This window comes from Streptococcus mitis, assembly GCF_003944325.1.
GTDB classification, from domain to species: Bacteria; Bacillota; Bacilli; order Lactobacillales; family Streptococcaceae; genus Streptococcus; species Streptococcus mitis_CW.
Genome location: NZ_RJPX01000027.1, coordinates 1 through 21,398 on the forward strand (window position 1 = coordinate 1; position 21,398 = coordinate 21,398).

At 40.0% G+C, this 21,398-nt stretch carries 15 protein-coding genes and 1 pseudogene; 13 read left to right on the plus strand and 3 right to left on the minus strand.

The annotated features are described in order from the left end of the window. Together D8787_RS08035 and D8787_RS08040 are read left to right on the plus strand one after the other, a co-directional pair. The coding region (locus D8787_RS08035; RefSeq protein WP_125422626.1) for an Ig-like domain-containing protein at positions 1-2,627 on the plus strand (2,627 nt) is incomplete at its 5' end. A gap of 228 nt (positions 2,628-2,855) precedes the next feature. Further along, positions 2,856-3,794: an N-acetylmuramoyl-L-alanine amidase family protein gene (locus tag D8787_RS08040; RefSeq protein ID WP_125422629.1), complete on the plus strand. Its 939-nt coding sequence runs from the start codon at positions 2,856-2,858 to the stop codon at positions 3,792-3,794. 117 nt (positions 3,795-3,911) lie between these two features. Here D8787_RS08040 and D8787_RS08045 read toward each other — a convergent pair whose 3' ends face one another. Then, the gene (locus D8787_RS08045; protein WP_125422632.1) at positions 3,912-5,144 is read right to left on the minus strand and encodes an MFS transporter; all 1,233 of its coding nucleotides are present in this window, start codon (positions 5,142-5,144) and stop codon (positions 3,912-3,914) included. A 10-nt stretch (positions 5,145-5,154) separates the two neighbouring features. After that, positions 5,155-7,614, minus strand: coding sequence for a lanthionine synthetase LanC family protein (locus tag D8787_RS11910; protein WP_260471388.1), 2,460 nt, complete (start codon positions 7,612-7,614; stop codon positions 5,155-5,157). Between the two features lie 903 nt (positions 7,615-8,517). Between D8787_RS11910 and D8787_RS08065 the strand changes: the two are divergent. The 11 genes and pseudogenes from D8787_RS08065 to tig all read left to right on the plus strand — a co-directional run. Further along, positions 8,518-8,637, plus strand: a pseudogene (locus tag D8787_RS08065) (N-acetylmuramoyl-L-alanine amidase family protein); the annotation flags it as partial. A gap of 126 nt (positions 8,638-8,763) precedes the next feature. Beyond that, positions 8,764-9,642 carry a mevalonate kinase gene (gene mvk / locus D8787_RS08070; protein ID WP_125422641.1) on the plus strand — a complete coding sequence of 293 codons (879 nt, stop codon included), beginning with the start codon at positions 8,764-8,766 and terminating at the stop codon, positions 9,640-9,642. Then, positions 9,624-10,577, plus strand: coding sequence for a diphosphomevalonate decarboxylase (gene mvaD / locus D8787_RS08075; protein WP_125422644.1), 954 nt, complete (start codon positions 9,624-9,626; stop codon positions 10,575-10,577). The genes mvk and mvaD overlap by 19 nt, the downstream gene beginning before the upstream one ends. Continuing rightward, a complete protein-coding gene (locus D8787_RS08080) occupies positions 10,564-11,571 on the plus strand; it encodes a phosphomevalonate kinase (RefSeq protein ID WP_125422647.1) in 1,008 nt (335 codons plus the stop codon). Before mvaD ends, D8787_RS08080 begins: the two co-directional genes overlap by 14 nt. Further along, positions 11,555-12,565: a type 2 isopentenyl-diphosphate Delta-isomerase gene (gene fni, locus D8787_RS08085; RefSeq protein WP_125422651.1), complete on the plus strand. Its 1,011-nt coding sequence runs from the start codon at positions 11,555-11,557 to the stop codon at positions 12,563-12,565. The genes D8787_RS08080 and fni overlap by 17 nt, the downstream gene beginning before the upstream one ends. Before the next feature lie 76 nt (positions 12,566-12,641). Next, the gene (liaF, locus tag D8787_RS08090; RefSeq protein ID WP_125422654.1) at positions 12,642-13,340 is read left to right on the plus strand and encodes a cell wall-active antibiotics response protein LiaF; all 699 of its coding nucleotides are present in this window, start codon (positions 12,642-12,644) and stop codon (positions 13,338-13,340) included. Then, positions 13,337-14,332 carry a sensor histidine kinase gene (locus D8787_RS08095; RefSeq protein WP_125422657.1) on the plus strand — a complete coding sequence of 332 codons (996 nt, stop codon included), beginning with the start codon at positions 13,337-13,339 and terminating at the stop codon, positions 14,330-14,332. Before liaF ends, D8787_RS08095 begins: the two co-directional genes overlap by 4 nt. A gap of 13 nt (positions 14,333-14,345) precedes the next feature. Then, the gene (locus D8787_RS08100) at positions 14,346-14,978 is read left to right on the plus strand and encodes a response regulator transcription factor (protein ID WP_125422660.1); all 633 of its coding nucleotides are present in this window, start codon (positions 14,346-14,348) and stop codon (positions 14,976-14,978) included. Positions 14,979-15,257: 279 nt separating this feature from the next. After that, positions 15,258-16,154 carry an NlpC/P60 family protein gene (locus D8787_RS08105; RefSeq protein WP_125422663.1) on the plus strand — a complete coding sequence of 299 codons (897 nt, stop codon included), beginning with the start codon at positions 15,258-15,260 and terminating at the stop codon, positions 16,152-16,154. A gap of 52 nt (positions 16,155-16,206) precedes the next feature. Beyond that, a complete protein-coding gene (locus tag D8787_RS08110) occupies positions 16,207-17,337 on the plus strand; it encodes an N-acetylmuramoyl-L-alanine amidase family protein (protein WP_125422666.1) in 1,131 nt (376 codons plus the stop codon). A 221-nt stretch (positions 17,338-17,558) separates the two neighbouring features. Next, on the plus strand, positions 17,559-18,842 hold the full coding sequence (gene tig / locus D8787_RS08115; RefSeq protein WP_045612235.1) for a trigger factor: 1,284 nt from the start codon (positions 17,559-17,561) through the stop codon (positions 18,840-18,842). 47 nt (positions 18,843-18,889) lie between these two features. Here the strand turns inward: tig and D8787_RS08120 are convergent, their stop codons facing one another. Further along, positions 18,890-21,256: an ATP-dependent RecD-like DNA helicase gene (locus D8787_RS08120; RefSeq protein ID WP_125422669.1), complete on the minus strand. Its 2,367-nt coding sequence runs from the start codon at positions 21,254-21,256 to the stop codon at positions 18,890-18,892. Between the last annotated feature and the right edge of the window lie 142 nt (positions 21,257-21,398).

Genomic DNA, 21,398 nt, shown 5'->3' on the forward strand with positions numbered 1-21,398 from the left:
ACGGAAAAGCTACAATCACACCAACGAAAAAACTTCCAGCAGGAGATGTAACAGCGAAAGCAACAGATCCAGCAGGAAATGTATCAGAAGCAAGCACACCAGCAAAAGCAACAGCAGATACAAAAGCNCCAGCTAANCCAGAAATCACAACAGATCTAACAGATAAAGCAGGAACTAAGACACCAGTTGAAGTAAGTGCAGAACCAGGATCTAAAGTTGAGTTATTTGATAAAGATGGTCACAAGATTGGTGAAGGAGTAGCAGGAAAAGACGGAAAAGCTACAATCACACCAACGAAAGAACTTCCAGCAGGAGACGTAACAGCGAAAGCAACAGATCCAGCAGGAAATGTGTCAGAACCAAGTGTTCCAGCCACAGCAACAGCAGATACAAAAGCGCCAGCTAAACCAGAAATCACAACAGATCTAACAGATAAAGCAGGAACTAAGACACCAGTTGAAGTAAGTGCAGAACCAGGATCTAAGGTTGAGTTGTTCGACAAAGATGGTCACAAGCTTGGTGAAGGCGTAGCAGACGAAAACGGAAAAGCTACAATCACACCAACGAAGGAGCTTCCAGCAGGAGACGTAACAGCGAAAGCAACAGATCCAGCAGGAAATGTGTCAGAACCAAGTGTTCCAGCAACCGCAACATCAGATAACGCAGTTAAGGATCCAGCGGTAACACCAGTTGTAGATCCAAGCAACTTGACTGAAGCAGACAAAGCTAAGGTAGCAGAAGCAGTTAAGAAATCAAACCCAACAGTAACAGATGTTAAGGTTGGCAAAGATGGCACAACAACTGTAACCTTCCCAGATGGTAGCACAGCCGTTATTCCATCAGGTGATACAGTTAAGAAATCATCAGATAATGCAGTTAAGGATCCAGCGGTAACACCAGTTGTAGATCCAAGCAACTTGACTGAAGCAGACAAAGCTAAGGTAGCAGAAGCAGTTAAGAAATCAAACCCAACAGTAACAGATGTTAAGGTTGGTAAAGATGGTACAGCAACCGTAACCTTCCCAGATGGCACAACAGCCGTTATTCCATCAGGTAAGGCAGTTAAGAAATCATCAGATAATGCAGTTAAGGATCCGGCGGTAACACCAGTTGTAGATCCAAGCAACTTGACTGAAGCAGACAAAGCTAAGGTAGCAGATGAAGTTAAGAAATCAAACCCAACAGTAACAGATGTTAAGGTTGGCAAAGATGGCACAACAACGGTAACCTTCCCAGATGGTAGCACAGCCGTTATTCCATCAGGTGATACAGTTAAGAAATCATCAGATAATGCAGTTAAGGATCCAGCGGTAACACCAGTTGTAGATCCAAGCAACTTGACTGAAGCAGAAAAAGCTAAGGTAGCAGAAGCAGTTAAGAAATCAAACCCAACAGTAACAGATGTTAAGGTTGGCAAAGATGGCACAGCAACCGTAACCTTCCCAGATGGCACAACAGCCGTTATTCCATCAGGTAAGGCAGTTAAGAAATCATCAGATAATGCAGTTAAGGATCCAGCGGTAACACCAGTTGTAGATCCAAGCAACTTGACTGAAGCAGAAAAAGCTAAGGTAGCAGACGCAGTTAAGAAATCAAACCCAACAGTAACAGATGTTAAGGTTGGTAAAGATGGCACAGCAACCGTAACCTTCCCAGATGGCACAACAGCCGTTATTCCATCAGGTAAGGCAGTTAAGAAATCATCAGATAATGCAGTTAAGGATCCAGCGGTAACACCAGTTGTAGATCCAAGCAACTTGACTGAAGCAGAAAAAGCTAAGGTAGCAGAAGCGGTTAAGAAAGCTAACCCAACAGTAACAGATGTTAAAGTTGGCAAAGATGGCACAACCACCGTAACCTTCCCAGATGGCAGCACAGCCGTTATTCCATCAGGTGATACAGTTAAGAAATCATCAGATAATGCAGTTAAGGATCCAGCGGTAACACCAGTTGTAGATCCAAGCAACTTGACTGAAGCAGAAAAAGCTAAGGTAGCAGAAGCAGTTAAGAAATCAAACCCAACAGTAACAGATGTTAAGGTTGGCAAAGATGGCACAACTACAATTACCTTCCCAGATGGTAGCACAGCCGTTATTCCATCAGGTGATACAGTTAAGAAATCTAATCCAACAGCAACAGATGTTAAAGTAGGTAAAGGTGGCACAACAGCAGCAATCCCAGCTAATAAAGCAGATGATGAGTCTAAGGATGCAGATGGTGTTAAAGATCCATCAGTAACACAAGTTACAGATCCAAGCAACTTGACAGACGCTGAAAAAGCTAAAGTAGCAGAAGCAGTTAAGAAATCAAACCCAACAGCAACCGATGTTAAAGTAGGTAAAGATGGAACAACAACGGTAACCTTCCCAGATGGTACAACAGCAGTAATCCCAGCTGATAAAGCAGTTACATCTGCTGAGCAAGGTTCACATGCAGTAGCACCAGATGATAAAGCAGTTACATCTGCTGAACAAGGTTCACATGCAACAACATCAGCTAAGAAAGTAGGAGCGAAAGAGTTGCCAAATACTGGTACAGAACAATCTAGCGCTTCACTTGCTCTAGCACTTCTTGCAGCAGCAACAGGGGGACTCCTTATCGCGAAAAAACGCGAGGAAGAAGAGTAAGAAATTACCTTGATAAAATAATTCATAGGATAAACATTCTATAAATTTAACGAAAAGAGATTGGAACACTATGTTCTAGTCGCCCCCAAAAAGATAGCATCTCCGAAAGGAGATGTTATCTTTTTTTACTAGTGAATTAAATGATAGTTTATTATTATATTATTTTAAGTCTGTCATATTGACATACAATTTAATTTTTACTATAATTCTTGCAGGAGGATACGTCTAATGAAAATAATAAAAAAATTGATGCAAATTGCCTTAGCAGTCTTTTTCTTCGGTTTGCTAGCAACAAGTGCAGTATTGGCGGATGATGCTGATTCAGAAGGATGGCAGTTTGTCCAAGAAAATGGTAGAACCTACTACAAGAAGGGGGACCTAAAAGAAACCTACTGGCGAGTGATTGATGGCAAGACCTATTATTTTGATTATAATGGTGAAATGGTTGTTGGTTGGCAACACATTCCAATGCCAGTTAAAGGATATACAATTGGTCCTTACCCTAATGGTATAAGATTAGAAGGTTCCCCAATGCCAGAATGGTACTACTTTGACAAAAATGGAGTGCTACAAGAATTTGTTGGCAAGCAAGTTTTAGAAGCAAAAACTGCTACAAACACCAACAAACATCATGGGGAACAATATGATAGCCCAGCAGAGAAACGAGTCTATTATTTTGAAGATCAGCGTAGCTATCACACTTTAAAAACTGGTTGGATTTCTGACGAAGGACATTGGTATTATTTACTGAAGGATGGTGGCTTCGATGCTCGTATCGACAGTTTGACGGTTGGAGAGCTAGCACGTGGTTGGGTCAATGATAACTCAACTTGGTACTATCTAGATCCAACAACTGCTACAATGCAAACTGGTTGGAAACAACTTGGCAATAAGTGGTACTACCTCCGTTCATCAGGTGCAATGGCAACTGGCTGGTATCAAGAAGGCTCAACTTGGTACTATTTAGATGCTGAAAATGGTGATATGAAAACGGGCTGGCAATACCTTGGTAACAAGTGGTACTATCTCCGTTCATCAGGAGCTATGGCCACTGGTTGGTTCCAGGTAAATGGCAAATGGTACTACGCTTATAGTTCAGGTGCTTTAGCAGTGAATACCACTGTAGAAGGCTATTCTGTCAACTATAATGGCGAATGGATCCGATAATGACAGGGCGCTTATAATTATATTAGAGCACTCGCTTAATCAAAGGAGTGACTTTGTTGTACTTTACCTGACGATTGGGGAGATTAAAAGCATGTGAAATCTACACATGCTTTTTCGTTAGTTATGAGTGTTGAACTTGACTAACCATTGACAAAAGATAAGAGTAATCAAAATAAGATACAAAAATACCAATGCTAACTGCACCGAAACGCTCGATGCTATGGATAGGGCTAATAGAGAGAGCAGGGACGGGGCGAGAATGTCCACGGTGCTTAGAGCAGAACCCACCGTCCCCATCTTGTCACTGGGGATATAGGCAAAGACAGCTGCTTGTAGGCGAGGACTGAGAATGCCGATAATCGTAGAACTGATGAAACTAGTCATGAAAATCATGATATAGGCTTGACAGAAGATACTAGTTATCAGAGCCAATAGGGAAATCTCACAGAAAACCAAGAGGTGCGTGAAACGGATATTTTTAAATAGATTACTGCTGGTCATATTGCCAAGGATAGCTCCACAAGAAATGATGATGGAGAGCAGGGCTAGGAGTTGCCCAATGCTCAGTTGTGCTAGTGTCTGTTGGATGAAGCGGAGGGCAATCAGCCGAGGGGACACATCCAAGATGGCAATCATACTGGTCGTCAGAAACAGTAGTATGACGGTCTCTTTTAATCTCAGGAGCACAGCCAGCGACTGTCTAAGATGTTGAAAATATTTCTTAAAAGTCAGTGCTGTATGTGACATTTCAATCCTTTTTTCAACCTCATACAAGGTATGTCGAATAACATACAGGCCCAAAAAGGCAATGACAAAAGTCAGAGTGTTGATAAGGGAAATAGTTTGAATACTCATAACATTGATAAGGAACGCGCCAGCCAGATTGGCAACAATGCGGACAGCCCTCATCAGTGACTGCCTGAACCCCATGGCATCATGCAGGTCGTCCTTAATTACACTGATGTAGAGGGCGTTCATCATGTAGGCAGACAGGTAGCTCAAGGTGTCAGAGATGAGGTTGATGATGACAATCATAATGACTGAAACTAATGAAAAGGGCGACAAGACGAGAAATACTGTCAAAATAGCGTAGAGCAGGATTTTGATTTTGGAAATCCAGAGTGCGTGTTTGACTCTATTTTCTTGAAAATCTCCTAGAATCCCGAGAAAGAGTTGAGATAGTAGGGGAACCATCTCTGAAATGGAAATCAGTAAAATCGCTAGCGGAGCGAAATTGTACTGAGCCACATAATTGATAATGGCGAGGTAGAAAATACTGTCGCCGAATGATGAAAAACAGCTGTTTAGCAGCAACTGTCTATATATGTTGTTTGTCCAAAATAATTTCATACTTTTCCCCTTATGTCTGCACATCGAATGGGAATTTATTATTTAATAGACACCAATATACCCCCATGCTTCCTATTCCGAAGTCAAACAAATCTGCTTTACCACTATCTCCTTGAAACATCAGTAAACCGTGTTCATCTCGTTCAGAACATGCTAAAATTACCTGTTGGATTTTTTTCATCAGTAATTTGTTTTGATTGTAGACAGTGGTTTGTAGTAAGCTAGTTATTCCGTGGCAATATCCTGTCATCATTTTTAGATGATGGTTAAAAATAAATTCTTGATATTTACTAATAATATCTTTGTTTCCGTCACAATCGTACATACAAAGATATAAGATTATTCCGGAAATTCCTTCGCACCAAGAAAGTTGTAAATTTCCTAAATTTTCAGTATTAGAAGTAACTTTTTCTAATAATTTTTTTAATTCAGTATGGAATGTATGGAGATCATTATAGAACATAGAAGGTTCTAAGACTTTAGAATAGGCAAATAAAGCATATGCAATTCCACAATATCCATGAGCAAAGCTATAGTCTAAAATCGTTTCTTTGGCTGTATCTCTTTGTAGGAAATAATGATAAATTTCCCCTATACTATTGTGGATGAAAATTTTAAGAGTATTGTCATTGGTAAATTGATAGTATTTTATTAATGATAATAGGACACCAGATTTTCCCAATGCAAAGTCTATTTCCTCTAGAGTATCATAATTCTCTATTAATTTCTTAGCGGTGTCGTTTGCTAATTGTAGATAGTATTGATTTTTACTGATAGAAAATAAATGTAGGAGTAACCATAGATAGCCTGCATCACCAAATAGCAGTGAGTATTGATATTCATATGTGTGTGTCGTTCTAATTGTCACTGCCTTCTTGATGATAGAGAGTATTTTAGAATCCAGTTCTGGGTGGTACAATTTATTTAGAGGAAACAGTAGTCCAGCTATTCCGTGTTGGAATGATAAATTACTTACGAAATTTCCAAATTCTGTTGAAGAAGTGATCCTTCCTTCAGAATTTACAGTTTTATCTAGTAAAAATCGTAGAACACTATTACATTCTGTTTTGTAATCATATTTATGTTCCTCTATTTTTTTAATTTTGACTAAATTATTTGTTTGACTTAAATTTAGTAGATATTGTAACCAAAATAGTTGCTCATCTGTGAGCTGACCTTGAGTATGTGATAGTTCTAGTAATTGTTCTATTTTGTTCAGTACAGTTATATGATATTTAGAGTCGCCTTTAAGAAATTTTAATGTTCCACTCGTAAATATAGAATATCCTAGCATACATAGAGCAAAATACACTTGTCCAATAGTACTTTGTTTTAAGTCTACATCAGGATTGACAAAAAAAGGTGTGTGTACATTACGTACAGTAGTCATGATAGGTTCTAAGTTTTCTAAGTCAATCAAAAAAACATCATCAGTTTTAGAAGAGTATAGAAAATTTGAAGGTGATAAGTCCCCGATTTTATATCCCTCAGAATGAATATCATTTAGAATATCAACTATTTTATTCATAATACCTATTCTTTTGTTTGTATCGATGTTTGACTGTTTCAAAAAATTAAGTAAGTCTACTCCATCTATAAAATCTTGAACTACGAAGTAATCATCTGAGATATAAAAATCTTCTATAAAGTATCCAGTATATGTCTTGGATTCAAATGATTGTAATAATAATGCTTCATTACGTAATTCATCGTTAGCATAATACTTCCCCTCAAAATCATACGATAAGAATGGGCGACACTGCTTAATAATAACTTTTTGGTGAGTTGAGCTTAGAGAGGCTCTATATACATTTCCTCTGTTGGANTTTTTTAGTATACACTCCATATTATAGTTTGTAATAGGGGTGTTTGATTGACTTTGAGTTTTAACATCAACTAAAAAATAATCTTCTAGCTCTTGATTTGTAAATAGAGGTTTAACATATGTAGGTAGAATTGGATAATTAAGCCTTTTATCTTCTACGAAATTGCCAGTATTATCTTTGATAAGATAAAGTAATTTTTTGTTTTGTTTATCATATCTTCTAATTTTTTTGAATGCTCCAAAGCGATAATGTACAGGAGAGTGGCGTCCACATTGAAAATCTGTCAGTATTCTAGGGGCTTTGAATTCTGTAAGAAGTGATACTAAGTCAAGAATAGCACTTCTTGCCTCTCCTGAACTATTATTGTAGATTGTAATAAATTTGTTTGCAGTTGGTGATATTTCTCGGGGAGAGTTAATCTTTTTTAGTCTATGAATATTCTTACAAACTTTAAAGCAGTATTGATGTTTAATTAGAAAAGGTAATAGTATACGGAATATTTTCTTATAATCTTTTAATTGGGTGCTAATNTGAATTTTCCACCCTTGGTCTACCGTAAGATTCTGTTTTGCAATATAACACCAATCTTCATCTTCAGTATATACTATATTATTAGACAAAAGACTGTTTTTTATAAAATCCATACATTTCTCCTTACAAATAATACTCAATGAAAATCAAAGAGCAAACTAGGAAGCTAGCCGCAAGCTGTACTTGAGTACGGTAAGGCGACGCTGACGTGGTTTGAAGAGATTTTCGAAGAGTATAAAATAAGCCTCTTTCGACTGTTTTGCGGAAAGAGGCCTGTTATATATTAGTTATCCAGTGACGCTACAACTGACACCACATGTGATGTCACAAAGCTCTAGCATATCTTGTTCGTTTGTATTTTCACTTGGTAGCATTTCGAGTTCGATTAGAGTGCTCATGTTTGACCCCCCATAATATTATTTACAGTTTTTGTCCGGTAAGGGTAGCTGTATGAACCTTAAGTGATATACATTGATTGAATAGGATCCTTTAGTTAGATTCAATCAATCTATAACACATCAATATAATAACTCTTTTAGGATGACTTGTCAAATATTAGTATATATTTTTAAATCTTGAATTGTCAAATTAAGTGTATACAATAGAATGAAATAAGAAATGAACAAATTGATTAGGAAAGTTAACTTAATTTCTAGAAATGTTTTAGCAACTATAGTGTACTATTCTAGCTTCAATAAACTATAGCTTTCCCGTAGCATACTTCATAAGATAAGGCGTTTTCCACTTAAGAAATTTTCGTGGTCGATTATTTAGAACCTGTATTCACAAAAAAATGTTAAACTAGGGTTATGACCCGCAAAGCATATGATACTGATTTAAACGATCAAGAATGGGCTAAGATTGAACCCTATTTCTCCAAACACTGCACCTATAAATGGCCGAAACGAGTACTTGTTAATGCGACTTTGTACGTCACTAAAACAGGTTGTCAATGATGCATGCTCCCTCACGACTTTCCTCTTTACCTAACGGTATGGAGTTTCTTTCGTCGTTCTATGAAGACAGGTTGGCTCCAGGTCAATGGCAAATGGTACTATGCTTACAGTTCAGGTACTTTGGCAGTGAATACGACTGTAGATGGTTATTCTGTCAACTATAATGGCGAATGGGTTTAATAATGAAAGAAGCGATTGTGAATGGAAACAATCGCTTTTTTTGTGAAAATATAATAAAATAGATAAGAAAGAATAAATACTTGTATGAAAAAATGAGACGGTTTTTTCGTCTAGTAAAAGGAAAACATGACAAAAAAAGTTGGTGTCGGTCAGGCACATAGTAAGATTATTTTAATAGGGGAGCATGCAGTCGTTTACGGTTATCCTGCCATTTCTCTGCCTCTTTTGGAGGTGGAGGTGACTTGTAAGGTAGTTCCTGCAGCGAGTCCTTGGCGTCTCTATGAGGAGGATACCTTGTCCATGGCAGTTTATGCTTCGCTGGAGTATTTGGATATCAAAGAAGCCTGCATTCGCTGTGAGATTGACTCAGCTATCCCTGAAAAACGGGGAATGGGTTCGTCAGCTGCTATCAGCATAGCGGCCATTCGTGCGGTTTTTGACTACTATGAGGCTGATCTGCCTCATGATGTACTAGAAATCTTGGTCAATCGGGCGGAGATGATTGCCCATATGAATCCAAGTGGTTTGGATGCCAAGACCTGTCTCAGTGACCAACCTATTCGCTTTATCAAGAACGTAGGATTTACAGAGCTTGAGATGGATTTATCCGCCTATTTGGTGATTGCAGATACAGGCGTTTATGGCCATACTCGTGAAGCTATCCAAGTGGTTCAAAGTAAGGGCAAGGATGCCCTACCGTTTTTGCATGCCTTGGGAGAATTGACCCAGCAGGCAGAAGAGACGATTTCACAAAAAGATGCTGAAGGGCTGGGGAAAATCCTCAGTCAAGCGCATTTACATTTAAAAGAAATTGGTGTCAGTAGCCCTGAGGCAGACCATTTGGTAGAAACGGCTCTGAGCTATGGTGCTCTAGGTGCCAAGATGAGTGGTGGTGGGCTTGGAGGCTGTATTATCGCCTTGGCAACCAATTGGACTCAAGCACAAGAACTAGCAGAAAGATTAGAAGAGAAAGGAGCTGTTCAGACATGGATCGAGAGCCTGTAACAGTACGTTCTTACGCAAATATTGCTATTATCAAATATTGGGGAAAGAAAAAAGAAAAAGAGATGGTGCCTGCTACTAGCAGCATCTCTCTGACTCTGGAAAACATGTACACAGAGACGACCTTGTCGCCTTTACCGACGGATGCTACTGCTGATGCCTTTTATATCAATGGTCAGCTACAAAATGAGGCTGAGCATGCCAAGATGAGCAAGATTATTGACCGTTATCGTCCAGATGGTAAGGGTTTTGTTCGTATTGACACTCAAAACAATATGCCTACCGCAGCGGGCTTGTCCTCAAGTTCTAGCGGTTTGTCCGCCTTGGTCAAGGCTTGTAATGATTATTTCAAGCTTGGTTTGGATAGAAGTCAGTTGGCACAGGAGGCTAAGTTTGCCTCAGGGTCGTCCTCTCGGAGTTTTTATGGACCACTAGGTGCTTGGGATAAGGATAGTGGGGAAATTTACCCTGTAGAGACAGACTTGAAACTAGCTATGATTATGTTGGTGCTAGAGGACAAGAAAAAACCAATCTCTAGCCGTGATGGGATGAAACTCTGTGTGGAAACTTCGACGACTTTTGATGACTGGGTGAGTCAGTCTGAGAAAGACTATCAGGAGATGCTGGTTTATCTCAAGGAAAATGACTTTGCTAAGGTTGGGGAATTAACGGAGAAAAATGGTCTGGCTATGCACGCTACGACCAAAACAGCATCACCAGCCTTTTCTTATCTGACGGATGCTTCTTATGAAGCCATGGACTTTGTTCGCCAGCTCCGTGAGCAAGGAGAATCCTGCTACTTTACCATGGATGCTGGTCCCAATGTTAAGGTCCTCTGTCAGGAGAAAGACTTGGAGCATTTGTCAGAAATCTTTGGTCAACGTTATCGCTTGATTGTGTCAAAAACAAAGGATTTGAGCCAAGATGATTGCTGTTAAAACTTGCGGGAAACTCTATTGGGCAGGTGAATATGCTATTTTAGAGCCAGGACAGTTGGCCTTGATAAAGGATATTCCTATCTATATGAGGGCTGAGATTGCTTTTTCTGACAGCTACCGTATCTATTCAGATATGTTTGATTTTACAGTTGATTTGACGCCAAATCCTGATTATAGCTTGATTCAAGAAACGATTGCTTTAGTGGAAGATTTCCTCGTTTATCGTGGGCAGACCTTGCGACCTTTTTCTCTAGAAATTCGTGGAAAAATGGAACGAGAAGGGAAAAAGTTTGGTCTCGGTTCTAGCGGTAGCGTCGTTGTCTTGGTCATCAAGGCTCTGCTAGCTCTATATAATCTTTCGGTTGATCAGGAGCTCTTATTCAAGCTGGCTAGCGCTGTCTTGCTCAAGCGCGGAGACAATGGTTCCATGGGAGACCTCGCCTGTATTGTGGCAGAAGATTTGATTCTCTACCAGTCTTTTGATCGCCAGCAGGTAGCTGCTTGGCTAAAAGAAGAAAACTTGGCGACTGTTTTAGAGCGTGATTGGGGCTTTTTAATTTCACAAGTGAAACCAACCCTAGAATGTGATTTTCTAGTGGGATGGACCAAGGAAGTGGCTGTATCTAGTGATATGGTTCAACAAATCAAGCAAAATATCAATCAGAATTTTTTAAGTTCCTCAAAAGAAACGGTAGCTGCTTTGGTAGAAACCTTGGAACAGGGGAAATCAGAAAAAATTATCGAGCAAGTAGAGGTAGCCAGCAAGCTTTTGGAAGGCTTGAGCGCAGACATTTACACGCCTTCGCTTAGACAGTTGAAAGAAGTTAGTAAAGATTTGCAAGTTGTTGCTAAGAGTAGCGGCGCTGGTGGTGGTGATTGTGGTATTGCCTTGAGTTTTGATGAGCAATCAACTGAAACCCTAAAAAACCGTTGGGCCGATCTGGGGATTGAGCTCTTATACCAAGAAAGGATGGGATATGACGACAAATCGTAAGGATGAGCACATCCGCTATGCCCTTGAGCAGAAAAGTTCCTATAATAGCTTTGATGAGGTGGAGCTGATTCATTCTTCCTTACCTCTTTACGATCTGGATGAGATTGATTTGTTTACAGAATTTGCAGGTCGAAAGTGGGACTTTCCTTTTTATATCAATGCCATGACAGGTGGGAGCGAAAAAGGTAAAGAAATCAATCAAAAGCTGGCTCATGTGGCGGAAGCCTGTGGGATTTTGTTTGTGACAGGTTCTTATAGCGCAGCCCTAAAGGATCCTACAGATGCCTCATTTTCTGTTAAGTCTAGCTATCCAAATCTCCTTCTTGGAACCAATATTGGATTGGACAAGCCTGTAGAGTTAGGACTTCAGACTGTAGAAGAGATGAATCCTCTTCTCCTGCAAGTACATGTTAATGTCATGCAGGAATTGCTCATGCCAGAGGGAGAAAGAATGTTCAGAAGCTGGCAATCGCATCTGGCAGACTACAGCAAGCAAATCCCTGTTCCCATTGTCCTCAAGGAAGTGGGCTTTGGAATGGATGTGAAGACCATCGAGAGAGCCTATGAATTGGGCGTTCGAACCTTTGACCTGTCAGGTCGTGGTGGCACCAGCTTTGCTTATATCGAAAATCGTCGCAGTGGCCAGCGTGATTATCTCAATCAATGGGGCCAGTCTACCATGCAAGCCCTTCTCAATACCCAAGACTGGAAAGACAAGGTTGAACTCTTGGTCAGTGGTGGCGTTCGGAATCCGCTGGATATGATTAAGTGTTTGGTCTTTGGAGCCAAGGCTGTAGGACTGTCTCGAACAGTTCTGGAATTGGTTGAAAGCTACACAGTCGAAGAAGTGATCGGCATTGTCCAAGGCTGGAAAGACGATCTGCGTTTGATTATGTGTGCTCTTAATTGTGCCACCATAGCAGATTTGCAAAAAGTAGACTACCTTCTTTATGGAAAATTAAAAGAAGCAAAGGATCAGATGAAAAAGGCGTAACCATCGCCTTTTTTCCATCCTCAGACCGAGGTGACTTTTTTGAATTGTGATAAAATAGAAGGGAGAGGATGCACCTATGAGAAAATTTAAAATCTTTTTATTTATTGAAGCCTGTCTTTTGACAGGAGCTCTGATTTTGATGGTATCAGAGCATTTTTCGCGTTTTCTGCTGATTTTATTCCTCTTTTTGCTTTTGATTCGCTATTACACTGGTAAAGAGGGCAATAATCTTCTTTTAGTAGTGGCAACCATTCTCTTCTTTTTCATCGTCATGCTCAATCCTTTTGTGATTCTAGCTATTTTTGTTGCGGTCATCTATAGCCTCTTTCTTCTTTATCCGATGATGAACCAGGAAAAAGAGCAGACCAATTTGGTTTTTGAAGAGGTGGTAACGGTTAAGAAGGAGAAAAATCGTTGGTTTGGAAATCTCCATCATTTTTCAAGCTACCAAACTTGCCAGTTTGATGATATCAATCTCTTTCGTCTCATGGGCAAGGATACCATTCATTTGGAGAGGGTCATCTTAACCAATCACGATAATGTCATTATCCTCAGAAAGATGGTAGGAACGACCAAAATCATCGTACCTGTAGATGTAGAAGTCAGTCTCAGCGTTAACTGTCTATATGGGGATTTGAATTTTTTTAATCATCCCAAGCGAGCCCTCCGCAATGAACACTATCATCAAGAAACAAGAGACTATCTTAAGAGTAACAAGAGTGTCAAGATTCTCTTGACCACTATGATTGGCGATGTTGAGGTGGTCAGAGGATGAAAAAACAAGCTTATGTAATCATTGCCATTACCTCCTTTCTGTTTGTCTTATTTTTCTCCCACAGCTTGCTGGAAATTCTTGATTTTGACTGGTCTATTTTCATGCACGATGTCGAAAAAACAGAAAAATTTGTCTTTTTGTTGTTGGTGTTCAGCATGTCCATGACCTGTCTCTTAGCCTTATTTTGGCGAGGTATTGAAGAGCTTTCTCTAAGAAAAATGCAGGCTAATCTCAAGCGTGTATTGGCAGGGCAAGAAGTGGTTCAGCTTGCAGATCCAGATTTGGATGCCAGTTTCAAGTCCTTGTCAGGTAAACTTAACCTTTTGACAGAAGCTCTCCAAAAAGCTGAAAATCACAGCCTTGCTCAGGAAGAGGAAATCATCGAGAAAGAACGGAAGCGGATTGCTCGGGATTTGCACGATACAGTCAGTCAGGAGTTGTTTGCGGCCCACATGATTTTATCGGGTATCAGTCAGCAGGCTTTGAAATTGGATAGAGAAAAGATGCAGACCCAGTTGCAGAGTGTCACAGCTATTTTAGAAACAGCCCAGAAGGATTTACGGCTCTTGCTCTTGCATTTGCGACCGGTTGAGTTGGAGCAGAAGAGCTTGATAGAAGGGATTCAAATTCTCCTAAAAGAGCTTGAGGACAAGAGTGATCTCAAGGTTAGTTTCAAGCAAAACGTGACGAAATTGCCTAAGAAAATCGAGGAGCATATCTTCCGTATCCTGCAAGAGTTAATCAGCAATACCCTCCGCCATGCCCAGGCCTCTTGCCTAGATGTCTACCTCTATCAGACAGACTTTGAATTACAGCTGAAGGTGGTGGATAACGGGATTGGTTTCCAGTTAGGGAGTTTAGATGACTTGAGTTATGGACTACGCAATATCAAGGAGCGGGTTGAAGATATGGCTGGAACAGTTCAACTCTTGACAGCTCCCAAGCAAGGACTGGCAGTTGATATCCGTATTCCCCTGTTAGATAAGGAATGACAAAGGAGTAAAGATGAAAATTTTACTAGTAGATGACCATGAGATGGTCCGATTGGGCTTGAAAAGCTACTTTGACCTCCAAGACGATGTAGAAGTTGTGGGCGAGGCGGCAAACGGGTCTCAAGGTATTGACTTGGCCTTGAAATTGCGTCCAGATGTTATTGTCATGGATATCGTCATGCCTGAGATGAATGGAATTGATGCGACCTTGGCTATCCTCAAAGAATGGGCTGAAGCCAAGATTTTGATTGTGACTTCGTACTTGGACAATGAAAAAATCATGCCTGTCTTAAATGCAGGTGCTAGGGGCTATATGCTCAAGACTTCTAGTGCAGATGAACTACTCCATGCTGTTCGTAAGGTGGCTGCTGGCGAGCTGGCTATTGAACAAGAGGTCAGCAAAAAAGTCGAATACCACCGCAATCACATAGAACTACATGAGGACCTGACTGCGCGTGAGCGAGATGTTCTCCAACTCATCGCCAAGGGCTACGAAAATCAGCGCATCGCAGACGAACTTTTTATCTCTCTCAAGACGGTCAAGACCCACGTGTCTAACATTCTTGCCAAACTTGAAGTCAGCGATCGTACCCAGGCTGCAGTCTATGCCTTTCAGCATAATTTGGTAGGGCATGAGGAGTTTTAGTAGTTATATAAAATAATGTTGGAGAAATGATTTGATTTAGTATCAAAGAAGCGAGTAAGTATCTCTAGCGTGATAAAATAATTTTTTCACAATATTTTTATGTTATTTGTTGACATTCATTTTATAGGGGAGTAGAATAGAGTTATAAATAGATAAAATAATATATTGACTATAAAAAATATTAATATGAACTCAAAAGGAGGTTAAAATCATGTCCCCGTAAATTATCAAAATAAGGTCACTAGAGCGTTAAGGAATTTTGAAGAAAGGATTTTTGTCATGAAAAAATATATTACTTATGCAGCTTTATTACTTACTTCAGGAGCTTTACTATCAACTACTTATGTAGTTAATGCAGAAACTACAACGTCTACCACTAAAGTGACTACATCACAAACAATTTCACAGTATACAAGCGAGAAAGAAGCAATTGATCAACTTGTTAAAGAAGGTAAAATTAAGGTTGAAGATGCAGAACAAGTTAAGTTGGTAGGATTTTCTCCTAGAGAATTAACTCAAGTAGAAAGTAATCAAGAAAAAATAGCATTTAATCAAAATAGAGATGATAAAGGAACTTGGATGAAAACAGATGGTCGCTGGTGGTTCAAATATAGTTCAGGTGGGTATGCTAAACATTGGGAATTGTTAGATGAGAAATGGTATTATTTTGATGATCAAGGTTGGATGAAATCAAATGAGTGGATTAACCCAGATGGTAATTGGTACTATCTTTCAAATGATGGTGCTATGTTAACTGGTTATAATCGAGTTGGAGATACTCCTTATTTCTTTAGGACAAGTGGAGTACTAGTTGAAAATAAAGGAGAAGCTGTAGCTGAATATGCTAAGACGTTTGCAAATAAAATTCCTGTCTTGCCATATGAACCTGCTGGTAGAGACCTTTCTGTAGGTGTTGACTGTTCTGGATTTACATATGCTATATATAAAAATTTTGACATTTACTTAGGAACTGATACTAGAACTCAATTTAATCAAGGAATTGATGTAACTGGTAGTGAAAAACCTGGAGATTTAATTTTCTTTAATAATCTTGAGCATGTGGGAATTAATATTGGTGGTAATCAAGTGGTTCACGCAAACTCTGTAAGAAAATTTGTAAACATAACTAACAATGAATACATTGGATCTATTGACGGATCTAGACGAGTTTGGTAGCAATAAATTTTAAATGTCATAAATAATTTATTATTAATTGGAGGAAATAGCTATGAAAAAATCTAAACTACTTACACTCGGTTTGCTTGCAGGTGCTGGTCTACTTTTGTCTATCAATCAAGCACAGGCTGCAGATACTTGGGTTAAAAGTGGTGCTGACTGGAATCTTTCACAAGATGGTAGTCTCGCTAAAAACAAATGGGTGCAAAATGCTGGCTCTTGGTACCACTTTGACGCTTCTGGTAACATGCAGACAGGCTGGCTCAAAGACGGAAATACATGGTATTCACTCGCAGATAGTGGCGCTATGCGTACTGGTTGGTATAAAGAAGGATCTACTTGGTACTATCTCAAAGACAGTGGCGCTATGGCAACAGGATGGGCGACTGCCAATGGTCAATGGTCTTACTTTGAAAACTCAGGTGCTATGGTCGCAGACAGAGCTGTTCCAGCAAGCGATGGGGAAAGTTATGTCATTGGTAAGGATGGTTATATGTTAACCAGACTTCCAAGTGAAGTTGAACAAGATCCTTTTGATGATACAGTTATTACAGATATCGTTACTTTGTCTGATGGTTATGACTATCACCTTGTTCATAAGAAAGATGGAGTTGTTATCGAAAAGAATGCCTGGTATATCAAACCTATTGTTGAACGTTTTTCTTATCAAAAGATTGGCGATATAAAACGAAATACTTTAGATGCAATTACTGATAATAAAAAACCAGGGGAAGAAATTGACCCTAAAGCTGTCATAAAGAATTTCCAAAACTTACCAAATAAGTATTACTTTGGAGTAGATGGACGTAAGGTTGCGAATCTACCAGAATTCACTACTCACTTCCCTATTCAAAAAGTTGGGTCTGAACTTTATCTTAAAAACTCAAGTCCAGTTATTAGTCTAGACTCATCTGGATTGACAATTAATGACAACAAACTGTATCTAAGAGGTGCCAATGATAATAATGGTAAACTTGTAACTGGATATTTCACAATGTTTATGGACGGATTATTATCTAAAGATCACCATATTTTGGGCTATGCAGATGAATCTGGTGAAATTGTGAAGATGAAAGTTTTACCTAATGATTTCCGTGATCATATTGAAAAAGGAATTTCAGGTTTTTATGGAGAAACTGTTCGATACGACGGTTCAACAGGCAATGTTTCTGTTGTGAAATAAGAAAAACGAATCGCCTAATGAGGGATGTGTGGGCGATTCGTTTTTTACTGTAATCAGCCATCATTAAGCATCTTTTAGTAAGATTATATTCGAAAACTAAAGAAAACTAAGAAGAAACCGTACCTCCCCCATCATTGAAAAGCGCAGTCATTACTTGAAAAAAGTCGCTCGTTTATGTTATAATAGGCTGTATTTAAAAAATTTTAAGGAGAAATGACAGAATGTCTGTATCATTTGAAAACAAAGAAACAAACCGTGGTGTCTTGACTTTCACTATCTCTCAAGACCAAATCAAACCAGAATTGGACCGTGTCTTCAACTCAGTGAAGAAATCTCTTAACGTTCCAGGTTTCCGTAAAGGTCACCTTCCACGTCCTATCTTCGACAAAAAATTTGGTGAAGAGTCACTTTACCAAGACGTTATGAACGCTCTTTTGCCAAATGCTTATGAAGCAGCTGTAAAAGAAGCTGGCCTTGAAGTGGTTGCTCAACCAAAAATTGACGTAACTTCAATGGAAAAAGGTCAAGACTGGGTTATCACTGCTGAAGTTGTTACAAAACCTGAAGTAAAATTGGGTGACTACAAAAACCTTGAAGTATCAGTAGATGTAGAAAAAGAAGTAACTGACGCTGACGTTGAAGAGCGTATCGAACGCGAACGCAACAACTTGGCTGAATTGGTTATCAAAGAAGCTGCTGCTGAAAACGGCGACACTGTTGTCATCGACTTCGTTGGTTCTATCGACGGTGTTGAATTTGACGGCGGAAAAGGTGAAAACTTCTCACTTGGACTTGGTTCAGGTCAATTCATCCCTGGTTTCGAAGACCAATTGGTAGGTCACTCAGCTGGTGAAACTGTTGATGTTATCGTAACATTCCCAGAAGACTACCAAGCAGAAGACCTTGCAGGGAAAGAAGCTAAATTCGTGACAACTATCCACGAAGTAAAAGCGAAAGAAGTTCCAGCTCTTGACGATGAACTTGCAAAAGACATCGACGAAGAAGTTGAAACACTTGCTGAATTGAAAGAAAAATACCGCAAGGAATTGGCTGCTGCTAAAGAAGAAGCTTACAAAGATGCAGTTGAAGGTGCAGCAATTGATAAAGCTGTAGAAAATGCTGAAATCGTAGAACTTCCAGAAGAAATGATCCACGAAGAAGTTCACCGTTCAGTAAACGAATTCCTTGGAAACTTGCAACGTCAAGGTATCAATCCTGACATGTACTTCCAAATCACTGGAACTACTCAAGAAGACCTTCACAAACAATACGAGGGAGAAGCTGAGTCACGTACTAAGACTAACCTTGTTATCGAAGCAGTTGCCAAAGCTGAAGGATTTGACGCTTCAGAAGAAGAAATCCAAAAAGAAATCGAGCAATTGGCAGCAGACTATAACATGGAAGTTGCACAAGTACAAAGCTTGCTTTCAGCTGATATGTTGAAACACGATATCACAATCAAAAAAGCTGTTGAATTGATTACAAGCACAGCAACAGTTAAATAATCTTAATAGACAAAAATCCCACCTGAATTGGTGGGTTTTCTGATGCACTATTTTCCAAAAATCTCTTTGAGATCTGCTTCTGTAATCCCAATCATGGCTGGGATGCTGTTCCAGTTTTCTTCGGTTAAGATGTAGGATTGTTCAGAGTCAGTTAATGTGGCAGTTTCAGAGACAGCTTGTGTATTTTCTTCAACATTTTCAATTAGATCACTGAAGCGTTCAATCAGATGGGTTTTTCGGGCAGTTCCGATGTGCTGGGTAGCATAGTCGAAGGCCTGTAATTCGCCTAGTAAGATAAGCTTGCTTTTGGCACGTGTAATGGCTGTGTAGATGAGATTGCGCTCCAGCATACGCCTGCTAGCACTAGTGATAGGTAGGATGACAACAGGGAACTCACTTCCCTGTGATTTATGGATACTCATGGCATAGGCAAGGCGAATCTTGTACCATTCGTTACGTGGGTAAGAGACTTCATTGCCATCAAAATCAATGACAATTTCGTCTTGTTTCGACTCGGTATATTTACCAGGAATCAGGTCTGTGATAGCTCCTAAATCTCCATTAAAGACATTGATTTCAGCATCGTTGACCAAATGAATGACCTTATCTCCCTTACGATAGTGGCACTGGGGGGCTTCAAAACTGAGTTGGTCTTTTTGTGGTGGATTAAGGAGGTCTTGCATGAGTTGGTTGATGGCATCAATCCCTGCAGTCCCTCGGTACATGGGCGCCAGAACTTGGATATCACGGGCAGGAATACCACTTCTGAGGGCAGCCCCTAAGATTTTCTCAATGGTAGCAGGAATATGGCCACTAGCAATTTCAAAGTAGGAACGGTCTGCTTTTTTCTGGGTGAAATCAGCCGGCAAGGTGCCCTGTCGAATTTGACTAGCTAGGGTGACGATAGTTGATTCTTCACTTTGCCGGTAAATTTTTTCCAAGCGAGTCTGAGGAATCAAAGGAATATGGAGTAGATCCGCTAGAACCTGCCCAGGACTGACAGACGGCAACTGGTCGCTGTCACCCACGATGAGGATTTTACTGTTAGAAGAGATGTTGGAGAAGAGTTGATTGGCCAGCCAAGTGTCTACCATGGAAAATTCATCCACGATGATAAAGTCAGCATCCAGATAATCTTCCAGATGACTGGTATCATCGTCTCCTGTCATTCCCAAATGGCGGTGTATGGTCGCGCTAGGCAAACCCGTCAATTCATTCATGCGCCGAGCAGCTCGGCCAGTTGGAGCAGCAAGAAGAATGGGCAGGTTGCTTTTTTTCCTGAGGTCAAGTCCTTCTAAAAGTGCGTAAACAGCGATGATCCCATTGATAACAGTTGTCTTACCAGTACCAGGTCCACCTGTCAGGATAAAGACCTTATTCTGGATAGCATCACAAATAGCTTGTTTTTGAATGCTATCATACTCAATCCCCAGCTCTTCTTCGACAGTAGTGATGTGTTTTTGAATGGTTTCTAAATCCTGGCTCTTCTGTTTTCCTTTTTCAAGGATACGAACCAAGTGACTGCGGATGCCTTCCTCAGCGAAAAAGAGGCTGTTGTCAAAAATCTTGGTATCAACCTGCTGAACCTTGTCTTCTTCGATCAGGTAGGAGAGTTCTTGGGCTACTTGACTGGGGTCTAGTTCCACGGGGCGGGAAGACTCAAGGAGAGTAAGGGTTTGTTCTAGCAAATCCCGTGCTTCAACATAGGTATCCCCTGTTTCCATACAGGCCTGAAAAAGACTGTGAACTAGACCAGCACGGAAGCGTTCAGGAGCCTGACTTTCGATGCCTAGTTCTTCTGCTAATTGGTCAGCAATGGTAAATCCCAAACCCTTGATATCCTCAACCAATTGGTAGGGATAATTTTCAACCACATCAAGGGTTTCTTCCTTGTAAAAGTCTTGAATTTGAAAGGCTAGTTTATTGGGAATGCCGTAGTTGGCTAGTTTGGCCAAAACCATCTCTGTTCCGTAGTTGAGACGGAGAGTGGAGACGAAAGCCTCGCGATTTTTGGCAGAGAGTCCTGAGATACTTTCTAGCTTTTCCGGGTATTGCAGAATTTCGTCAATGGTATTGTCACCATAGGTGTCGACGATTTTCTGAGCTGTCTTGAGACCAATTCCCTTGAAGTGGTTACTTGAAAAGTACTTAACCAATCCCTTGCTAGTTGGTTTTGCGCGTTCATAACGGCTGATCTGCAGTTGTTCCCCATACTTGGAGTGCTGGACAATTTGCCCCCAAAATGTATAGTCTTCTCCCTCAATCACATCAGCCATGGTTCCTGTAACAATGATTTCAAAATCATCAAAATCCGCTGCGTCCGTATCTTCGATTTCTAGGAGAAGGATGCGATAAAAATTGCTGGGATTTTCAAAAATAATCCGTTCAATGGTTCCTGAAAAATAAACTTCCATAAGATTCCTTTGCATAAATAAGTGAGAGTTAATACTCTTCGAAAATCAAATTCAAACCACGTCAGCTTCGCCTTGCCGTATATATGTTACTGACTTCGTCAGTTCTATCTACAACCTCAAAGCAGTGCTTTGAGCAACCTGC